The following is a 9,729-nucleotide window of genomic DNA, read 5'->3' as shown; positions in this document are numbered from 1 at the left end:
GCTTCGGTAAAGGCGTCCAGCCACTCCTGGGTGTGCTGCTCGCGACGGCCATTGGCGCCGCTGATCAGCGTGTGTGCCGCGGCGCCCAGGCCCAGCACCTTGCCGCTGGAGGCGTCGAGGACGATGGCTTTGGTGCCTTGGGTGCCGCAGTCGATGCCGAGGAACAGGTTTTGCTGGGTCATGATGATTTGCTCAGCATTGTTGTTGGATTGTAAATGCGGTCCAAATGTGGGAGGGGGCTTGCCCCCGATGGCGGTGTTTCAGTGTCAATGTTCGTTACTGACCCACCGCTATCGGGGGCAAGCCCCCTCCCACAGGTTTAAGCCGGTTTCTTCAGGAGTTGCTGCAGTGTTTTTGTGACGCCGTTGTCGCGCAGGCTCGCATAGCATCGCTCGAACGCTGCCACAAACTCAGCCGACTTGGGAATAGCCGTGCCAAAAATCTCCTCCACCCCGAGCAACCGCCGGCTGATCATCCCGTCATCACTCACCAGCCCCTGGCAAAACTCGGCGCGCGGGTCCGGGATTTTGTAGGCCACGCCATTCTCATCGACACCTTTGAGGTACAACGCCCAGGCGGCCACGACCAGCGCGGCACGCTCGGTCTCGCGCCCATCGGCAATCAACCGATTGATCGTCGGCACGGTGAACTTGGGAAACTTCGACGAGCCATCGGAACACACGCGCTCCAACTGGTCGGCGATCGCCTGGTTGGAGAAGCGGTCCACCAGGGTCTGCTTGTACTGCGTGAGGTCGATGCCGGGCACCGGCGCCAGGTTCGGCGTGACGTCCAGGTCCATGTACGCGCGCATATACGCGACGAACAGCGGGTCATTCATGGTCTCGTGAACGAACCGATACCCCTTGAGAAACCCCAGGTAAGTCAGCGCCAGGTGGCTGCCGTTGAGCAGGCCGATCTTCATTTCTTCATAGGGCGTCACGTCGGCGGTGAACTGCACGCCGACCTTTTCCCAGGCCGGGCGCCCGTTGACGAACTGGTCTTCCAGGACCCACTGCACAAAGGGCTCGCACACCACCGGCCAGGCATCGTCAATACCGTGCTCATCGTGCAATTGCAGGCGATGCGCGGTGCTGGTCATCGGCGTGATGCGGTCGACCATGGCGTTGGGAAACGTCACGTTGGTTTTGATCCAGTCATGCAGATCGGCGTTGTGCAGGGCGGCGAAGGCCAGCAGTGCCTTGCGCGTGACGGCGCCGTTGTGCGGCAGGTTATCGCAGGACATTACGGTGAACGCCGGAGTGCCGGCTGAGCGGCGCTGGGTCAGCGCGGCGCAGATAAAGCCGAACACGGTTTTCGGTGCCTTCGGGTGCGCCAGGTCGTGCTGGATCTGCGGCAGGTGGGCCATGAACTCGCCGTTGCTGTCGTCGATGCAATAGCCGCCTTCGGTGATGGTCAGCGAGACGATGCGGATCTGCGGGCTGGCCAGTTTGTCGATCAACGCCTGGACGCCGTCCTCGGCCAGCAGCATGTCGCTGATCGAGCCGATCACACGCACTTCGGTGTCGTCGCTGTCGCCCAGTTCATACAAGGTGAACAGGTAATCCTGAGCGGCCAGGTCGTCGCGGGCCTTGCGGTCCTCGGCGCGCAGGCCGACGCCGCAGATGCTCCAGTCCAGGCCCTCGCCGGTATTCATCAGCGCATCGGTGTAATACGCCTGGTGCGCACGGTGGAAACCGCCGACGCCGATATGGGCGATGCCCTGACGGGTATCGGCAATGGCGTAGGCCGGGATTTTCACTTCCGGCGCCAGTTGGGTGAGGTTCTGTTTATTCAGTTTCATCACAAATCTCGCGAAATCAGGCGGCGGCGCGCAGTGGGCGGGTAACGGCCACGCCGTCGGTGTCGAACAGATGGCAGTGCGCCGGGTCCAGGTGCAGGTGTAGCGTCTCGCCATACTGGCTGGCCATGTCGCCACGAATCCGCAGGGTCAGCGGCTCGCCGTTGGCGGTGATGACGTGGCAGAAGGTGTCGCTGCCCAGGCGCTCGCCGACGTCGGCGGTGACGGTCAGGCTAGTCTGGCCCGGTGCGGCGAGTTCCAGGTGCTCGGGGCGAATACCCAGGGTCACCGCGCTGCCCACGCTCAGGGTGGCGCCGCTCAGCGGCAGGCTGATCAGCGTACCGGCGTCCAGTTGCACCTCGCAGCCCTGGCCCTCGACCCGCGTGACCTTGCCCTTGAGGAAGCCCATCTTCGGCGTGCCAAGAAACCCCGCGACAAACAGGTTGGCCGGCTGGTGGTAAAGGTCCAGCGGCGAGCCGACCTGCTCGATGCGGCCGCTGTTAAGCACCACCACTTTGTCGGCCAGGGTCATCGCTTCGACCTGGTCGTGGGTCACGTAGATCATGGTCGCTTGCAGCTCTTTGTGCAGGCGCGCCAGTTCCAGGCGCATCTGCACGCGCAGCGCGGCGTCGAGGTTGGACAGCGGTTCGTCGAACAGAAAGATCTTCGGGTTACGCACGATCGCCCGGCCGATCGCCACGCGCTGGCGCTGGCCGCCGGACAGTTGCTTGGGCTTGCGCTCCAGCAGCGGGCCCAGTTCGAGGATGCGCGCCGCTTCGCTGACTTTGCTTTCCACCAGCTTTTTGTCGACGCCCGCGAGGTCGAGGGCAAACGACATGTTCTTGCGCACGCTCATGTGCGGGTACAGCGCGTAAGTCTGGAACACCATCGCCAGGTCGCGCTTGGCCGGGGTCACTTCGGTGATGTCGCGGCCATCCAGTTCGATGGTGCCTTCGCTGACTTCTTCCAGGCCGGCGATCAGCCGCAGCAACGTGGATTTACCGCAGCCCGACGGGCCGACGAAGACCACGAATTCCTTGTCGTTCACTTCCAGGTCGATGCCCTTGATGATGGAAAAGCCTTCGAAGCCTTTTTGCAGATTCTTGATTTTCAGGTTGGCCATGGGATGGGCCTCCGCTTGGAATTTTTATAGGAAAGCCGTTATTTCACGGCGCCGAAGGACAACCCGCGCACCAACTGTTTCTGGCTGATCCAGCCAAAGATCAGGATCGGCGCGCAGGCCAGGGTCGAGACGGCCGACAATTTGGCCCAGAACAAGCCTTCGGGGCTGGAGTAGGAGGCGATCAGCGCGGTCAGCGGCGCGGCATTCGAGGAGGTCAGGTTCAACGACCAGAACGCCTCGTTCCAGCACAGGATCAGCGACAGCAACACCGTGGACGCCAGGCCGCCTTTGGCGATCGGCAGCAGTACGCGGACCATTTCCTGCCACAGGGTGGCGCCGTCCAGGCGGGCCGCTTCGAGGATGTCTTTGGGGATGTCCTTGAAGTAGGTGTAAACCATCCACACCACGATCGGCAGGTTGATCAGGGTGTAGATGATGATCAGCGCGATACGCGTATCCAACAAGCCGAAGCTCTTGGCCAGCAGGTAGATCGGCATCAGCACGCCCACCGGCGGCAGCATCTTGGTCGACAGCATCCACAGCAGCGTGCTCTTGGTGCGTTTGGTCTCGTAGAACGCCATGGAGTAGGCCGCCGGCACCGAAATCAGCAGGCACAAGGCGGTGGCGCTGAACGAAATCAGCACCGAGTTCCACGCATAGCTGAAGTAGTTGCTGCGCTCGTTGATGTGCAGGTAGTTCTCCAGCGTCGGCGTGAAGATGAACTGCGGCGGCGTGGCGAAGGCGTCGATTTCGGTCTTGAAGCTGGTCAGCACCATCCAGAAGATCGGGAAGAAGATCAGGATCGCGATGGCCCAGGCCAGGGTGCCGAGCAACAGGCTTTGCAGGCGGCGGGATTGTTGAAGCGTCATGGCGCGGCCCTCAAGGCTTATCAGTCAGGTTTTTGCCGATCATCCGCACCAGGATGATCGCCGCGATATTGGCGATGACCACGGCAATCAAGCCGCCGGCTGAAGCCATGCCCACGTCGAACTGCACCAGCGCCTGGTTGTAGATCAGGTAGGCGAGGTTGGTCGAGGCGTAGCCGGGGCCGCCGTTGGTGGTGGTGAAGATTTCGGCGAATACCGAGAGCAGGAAGATGGTTTCGATCATCACCACCACGGCAATCGGGCGCGCCAGGTGGGGCAGGGTCAGGTGCCAGAAAATCGCAATAGCGCCGGCGCCGTCGAGGCGTGCGGCTTCCTTTTGTTCCTGGTCGAGAGACTGCATGGCGGTCATCAGCAGCAGGATGGCGAAGGGCAGCCATTGCCACGAGACAATGATGATGATCGACAGCAGCGGGTAATGCGCCAGCCAGTCCACTGGCTGGGCGCCGAACAGCTTCCACACGTAGGCGAGAATCCCCGACACCGGGTGGAAAATCAGGTTCTTCCAGATCAGCGCACCGACGGTGGGCATGATGAAAAATGGCGAGATCAACAACACCCGCACCAGGCCGCGCCCGAAGAACTCACTGGCCTCCAGCAGGGCGCTGATCAACACGCCGAACACCACGCTGATCAACAGCACGCTGCCGACCAGCAACAGGGTATTGGTGGCGCCGGGCAGGAAGCCCGAATCGGTGATGAAGTAGGTGAAGTTCTCCAGCCCCACGAACTGGTTTTCGCCGGGGTAGAGCAGGTTGTAGCGGATCAGCGAAAAGTACAGGGTCATGCCCAGCGGCACGATCATCCACAGCAGCAGCAAGGCTACCGAGGGGCTGACGAGAAACCAGCCGGGGTTGGCCAGGCGGCTTTTGCGTATTGTATTCATGGTGATCAAGACCAGTCAGGTACATGCAGAACGAGAGTCGAAGCGCGGTCAGTGTGGGAGGGGCGGTGCGACGATTCGACTTGCCCCCGATAGCGGAGTGTCAGTCACAGAACCATCAACTGGTAGATCGCTATCGGGAGCAAGCCCTTCCCACATTTGACTATGGTGAGCCAGGGTTACTTGGGATAACCGGCCCGCTTCATTTCGCGCTCGGTGGTGGTCTGCGCGGCGCTCAAGGCTTGATCCACCGTTTGCTGACCGGTCAGCGCACCCGAGAAGAACTTGCCGACCTGGGTACCGATCGCCTGGAACTCTGGAATGGTCACCAGTTGGATACCGATATACGGCACCGGTTTGAGCGTTGGTTTGGTCGGATCGGCGACTTTCAGCGATTCCAGGGTGACCTTGGCGAACGGCGCGGCCTTCATGTATTCGTCGCTGTAGGTCGATTTGCGCGTACCCGGCGGGACGTTGGCGATGCCGTCGGTCTTGGCGACCAAAGCGCCGTATTCCTTGGAAGTCGCCCAACTGGTGAACAGCTTGGCGGCGTCCTTGGCCTTGGAGCTGGTCGGGATGGCCAGGGACCAGGAGTACAACCACGAGGTGCCTTTGTCGGTCTTCTCGTGCGGGGCGAAGGTGAAGCCGACATGGTCCGCCACCTTGCTTTGGGTCTTGTCGGTGACGAACGAACCGGCCACGCTGGCGTCGACCCAGATCGCGCACTTGCCGCTGTTGAACAGCGCGAGGTTTTCGTTGAAACCGTTGCTCGACGCACCGGGCGGGCCGGACTTCTTCATATTGTCGACGTAGAAGTTCAGCGCGTCCTTCCATTCAGGGCCATTGAATTCAGGCTGCCATTTCTCGTCGAACCAGCGCGCCCCGTAGCCGTTGGCCAGGGTGGTGATCAGCGCCATGTTTTCACCCCAACCGGCTTTGCCGCGCAGGCACAGGCCGTATTGCTCTTTGGTTTTGTCGGTGAGTTTTGCCGCGTATTCACCGATCTGCGTCCAGGTCGGTTGCTCGGGCATGCTCAGCCCGGCGTCCTTGAACAGGTCAGTGCGGTAATAGGTGATCGAGCTTTCCGCATAGAACGGCAGGGCGTACAGCGAACCCTTGACGGACAAACCGTCACGCACGGAAGGGAACACATCGTCGAGGTCGTAGGACGCCGGCAGGTCTTTCATCGGTTCCAGCCAGCCCTTGGCGCCCCAGAGTGCAGCTTCGTACATGCCGATGGTCAACACGTCGAACTGCCCGCCCTGGGTCGCGATGTCGGTGGTCAGGCGTTGGCGCAGGACGTTTTCTTCGAGCACCACCCAATTCAACTTGATCTCGGGATGCTCGGCCTCGAAGGTTTTCGAGAGCTTTTGCATGCGGATCATGTCGCTGTTGTTGACGGTGGCAATGGTCAGGGTTTGCGCGCCAAGGCTGACGGCGCTGAGGGTCATGCATGCCGTCATGCAAGAACAGGCAAGCAGTGTTTTTGCTGTGAACTTCATCGCGCACTCCTTTTCTGCGCCCAGGGGCTGCAGAAGGACAATTATTGTTGTTGTGTCTTCCCACGCTGAGCCAGGAAGAGTGTGCGTTGATTACAGCCCTCAAACAGGGGTTGTGACAAATCCTTGGGCGCACTGGGACTGATACTTTTTTGCACTCGCTCACAAAAAGCCGAAACGATTAAGCCAGGTTCTGTTCGGTGAGCCGCTGCACCGCCAGGCGCCGGTAGTGGGAAGGGGTCATGCCTTTAAGCTGCTGGAAGCGCCGATTGAAGTTGGAAATATTGTTGAACCCCGACTCGAAGCACACATCGGTGACGGCCTTGTCACCATCGGCCAGCAGTTCGCAGGACTTGCTGATGCGCAGGCGATTGACGAATTCGATAAACGTGCGCCCGGTGGCCTGCTTGAACACCCGCGAGAAATACGTCGGTTTCATCCCCAGGTAGTCGGCCACTTCTTCCAGTGACAACTCCCGCGCGTAATGCGCAAAAATGTAGTCCACCGCCCGGTTGGTGCGGTCGATGCTGTGTTCGTCGGCCAGTTGTGGCGTGGTCACGCCGGACAGCAGTTGATAGTCCTCACACGCGCTCAACACGTCCAGCAGGATAAAGAAGTGCCCCAGGCGCGCCATGCCCTGGGCGTCCTCGATGCGTTGCATCAGGGCCATGGCCTGGGCGATGGTCTTTTTGCAGCGAAACTCGATGCCGGACTGCGCCCGCTCCAGTAGCGGCGCCAGGGTCTTGAGTTCGGCAAAAATGTGACTGCCGTTCTCCAGCAGCTCATCGGTGAAATTCACCAGCATGTCGCGCTTGGGCACCACTTCGTCTTCCTCGACCTGGCTGATCCAGTTGTGAGGCAGGTTGGGGCCGGTGAGGAACAGGCTTTCCGGGTAGAAGTTGCCGATGTAGTCGCCGATGAACACCTTGCCGGAGCTGGCGACGATCAGGTGCAGCTCGTACTCCTTATGGAAATGCCAGCGCACCAGGGGACAAGGGAAACCATGCTGGCGATAGATGATGGACAGACCGTTGTGATCGTCCATCAGCTCGTAGGAAGGGTCGGTGATTCGCGTTGCTCGGGTCATGCTGCCGTCGCTTTATTGTGGTTGCGATTTGGATAATGCCCCCTTGTGTGCGACCCGGCCAGCGTCAAGCGTTTAAAGGTTACGGTTTTTTGCCTCGATCCACTGAGACATGTATTGCGTACTTTTGTGGGCGTGGTGACGCAGCATGCTGCCGGTGAAATTGTCCCGGCGATGGGCATCGAGGCGGCTGCGACAGTGTTCCAGGCACTCCACCAGTGCGGGGCCGTGGCGGTGCAGGTCATAGCGACGGGCCAGAAGTTGGCGGCCGTGTTCCTGGGCCTGGGTCCAGCGTTCGCGGTCTTGGTAAAGGCTCACGGCGGCATCGGCCAACGCCGTGGCGCTGTGGGCGATTGCCCCAGGCCATGGCTGCTCGTCGCCCATGGCTTCGGCGCCGACCGGTGTGGTGATGTTCGGCGTGCCGCAGAGCATGGCATCCGCCAGTTTGCCCTTGATCCCCGCACCAAAGCGCAGCGGCGCCAGGCAGATGCGCGCAGCCGTCATCACTTGCAGCGCATCTTCGGCCCAGTTCATTACATGAAAGCCCTGGGCCGGGTTGTGCAGCGCGGTGGCCTTGGGCGGGGTGTAGGCACCGTAGACATGCAGTTGGGCGCCCGGAAGTTGCTGGCGGATCAACGGCCAGACACTGTTCTTCATCCACAGCACCGCATCCCAGTTGGGCGCGTGGCGGAAGTTGCCGATGCTGAGGAAGTGCGCGCGCGCCTCAAACGGTGCGAACGCCTCGGTCGGCGGTTCCATCATCAATGGGCACCAGTGGAGCAGGGCGGCGGGCACCTTGAACTGCTCGGTGAGCAGGCGGATCTCCATGTCGGAGATCATCAGGCTGATGTCGCAGCGATAGATGGCTGCGATCTCGCGCTTGGCCAGGTCGGTGTCGGCCATGCGCTGGAACTCGTCTTCCAGGCCCGGTGCAAACAAGGCGCTGAAGTCGTCGTTGTCCGGCTGGGCCTTGAGGTGGTCCTTGAACCGCTGTTGGCGTGCGTCGCGCAGGCTTTGCAGGTCGGAGGTTTCCAGCACCCGCAGGGCCGCGGGGCAGTGCTTTTCGACGCGCCAGCCGAACTGTTCTTCCATCATGAAACGGTCGAACAGCACGATGTCTGGGGCCAGTTCGCAGATAAAGTCATCGAAACTGCTGTTATTGAGTTCGATGGCGCATTCGGCGATTCCCAGTGCCGGTAGATCGGCTTTGTGTTCGCCAATGGTCGCCGGGCTGCTGAAGGTAATATCCCAACCTTGTGTCAGAAAAGTTTCGAGAATCTGCATCATATGCCCGCCTGCAGCCGAGGAACGCGGTTCCGGCCAGACATAACCAATGACCAGGACTTTGGTGGCGGGCTGATTCATCAACAACGGATTCCTTGAGCGGGGACGAAAAGCGCGCAATTAAACCACAACAGCCCGCGTGCCCGGCGTGGCATGACAATTTGTGTCAGGCGGTAGGTCGTCACGGCACTTTGTGGTTAACTTCCGCCTCTCGAATTCGTTTAATCAAAACCAGCATAAGGATTCCGTTCATGGCTCAAGTCACCCTTCGTGGTAATCCAGTCCAAGTTGAAGGCGAACTGCCGCAAACCGGCTCCAAAGCGCCAGACTTCACCCTGACCGCCGGCGATCTGTCGGAAGTGACCCTGGCCACCTTCGCCGGCAAGCGCAAAGTGCTGAACATCTTCCCAAGCGTCGACACCCCGACCTGCGCCACGTCGGTGCGCACGTTCAACGCCCAGGCCAACAATGTGAGCAACACGGTTGTACTGTGCATTTCCTCTGACCTGCCGTTTGCCCAGAAGCGTTTTTGCGGCACCGAAGGCCTGGACAACGTGCTGAGCCTGTCGGACTTCCGCAACGCTGATTTCGCCGTTGACTACGGCGTTTCGATTGCCGACGGCCCACTCCGGGCTCTGACCGCCCGTGCCGTCGTCGTGTTGGATGAAAACGACAACGTACTGCACAGCGAATTGGTGCCTGAAATCGGCCAAGAGCCAAACTACGAGGCAGCCCTGGCTGTTTTGAAGTAACTGTTTCGGCGCATTACTGTCGTTTTGCAGTAACACGCGTGATGCATGATTGCGGCCTGGCCTAGTCCAGGCCGTTTTTATTTGCTGGTCAGATGTTTAGCGAAATAGCCGGCGGACTAAGCTCAACAGTTAAAAGTTGTAAGCCCAAGGTAAATAGCCGGTAAATGCGCTTTTCTTAACGCGCCCCAGTGCTTATCTTTCAGCCTCCCAAAGAAGAAGCTCTCGCGCCCAATGGTTGATCACTCCATGCAATCCTCCCCCCGTAACTCCCGTCGCTGGCTGTTCGGCCTGCTCGTGCTGCTGGTTATCGCCGGCCTGTGCTGGAAATTCTGGCCCACCGGCGCTACCCATCCTGACGCGCCGGCAGGCCGTACCGGTAAAACGGGCATGGCGCGCCCGGGCTTCGGCGGCTCCCCCGGCCC

9 protein-coding genes and 1 pseudogene are annotated in these 9,729 nt (G+C 60.5%); 2 read left to right on the top strand and 8 right to left on the bottom strand.

What is annotated here, in order from left to right:
- The 8 genes from L9Z73_RS18550 to L9Z73_RS18515 form a co-directional block, all read right to left on the bottom strand.
- On the bottom strand, positions 1-182 hold a 182-nt coding region (locus L9Z73_RS18550), incomplete at its 3' end, for an FGGY family carbohydrate kinase (RefSeq protein ID WP_247403795.1).
- 137 nt (positions 183-319) lie between these two features.
- A complete protein-coding gene (locus tag L9Z73_RS18545; RefSeq protein ID WP_247403791.1) occupies positions 320-1,801 on the bottom strand; it encodes a mannitol dehydrogenase family protein in 1,482 nt (493 codons plus the stop codon).
- Positions 1,802-1,817: 16 nt separating this feature from the next.
- Positions 1,818-2,921, bottom strand: coding sequence for an ABC transporter ATP-binding protein (locus L9Z73_RS18540; RefSeq protein ID WP_247403788.1), 1,104 nt, complete (start codon positions 2,919-2,921; stop codon positions 1,818-1,820).
- Between the two features lie 38 nt (positions 2,922-2,959).
- Entirely contained in the window at positions 2,960-3,790 is an 831-nt protein-coding gene (locus L9Z73_RS18535) for a carbohydrate ABC transporter permease (RefSeq protein WP_027606403.1), read from the bottom strand.
- A 10-nt stretch (positions 3,791-3,800) separates the two neighbouring features.
- On the bottom strand, positions 3,801-4,691 hold the full coding sequence (locus L9Z73_RS18530; RefSeq protein WP_247403785.1) for a carbohydrate ABC transporter permease: 891 nt from the start codon (positions 4,689-4,691) through the stop codon (positions 3,801-3,803).
- 176 nt (positions 4,692-4,867) lie between these two features.
- Positions 4,868-6,190, bottom strand: coding sequence for an ABC transporter substrate-binding protein (locus tag L9Z73_RS18525; RefSeq protein WP_247403782.1), 1,323 nt, complete (start codon positions 6,188-6,190; stop codon positions 4,868-4,870).
- Between the two features lie 178 nt (positions 6,191-6,368).
- Entirely contained in the window at positions 6,369-7,274 is a 906-nt protein-coding gene (locus L9Z73_RS18520; RefSeq protein WP_247403779.1) for an AraC family transcriptional regulator, read from the bottom strand.
- A 72-nt stretch (positions 7,275-7,346) separates the two neighbouring features.
- Entirely contained in the window at positions 7,347-8,636 is a 1,290-nt protein-coding gene (locus L9Z73_RS18515; RefSeq protein ID WP_247403776.1) for a glycosyltransferase, read from the bottom strand.
- A 170-nt stretch (positions 8,637-8,806) separates the two neighbouring features.
- Here L9Z73_RS18515 and tpx point away from each other — a divergent pair, with 170 nt between their 5' ends.
- Entirely contained in the window at positions 8,807-9,307 is a 501-nt protein-coding gene (gene tpx, locus L9Z73_RS18510) for a thiol peroxidase (protein ID WP_247403773.1), read from the top strand.
- A gap of 231 nt (positions 9,308-9,538) precedes the next feature.
- Positions 9,539-9,729: pseudogene (locus L9Z73_RS18505) on the top strand (MdtA/MuxA family multidrug efflux RND transporter periplasmic adaptor subunit); the annotation flags it as partial.

The sequence above is a fragment of the Pseudomonas emilianonis genome (genome assembly GCF_023072625.1).
Classification (GTDB): domain Bacteria; phylum Pseudomonadota; class Gammaproteobacteria; order Pseudomonadales; family Pseudomonadaceae; genus Aquipseudomonas; species Aquipseudomonas paraveronii.
Note: the sequence above shows the minus strand (reverse complement) of the source record. Positions and strands in the feature narration are given on the sequence as shown.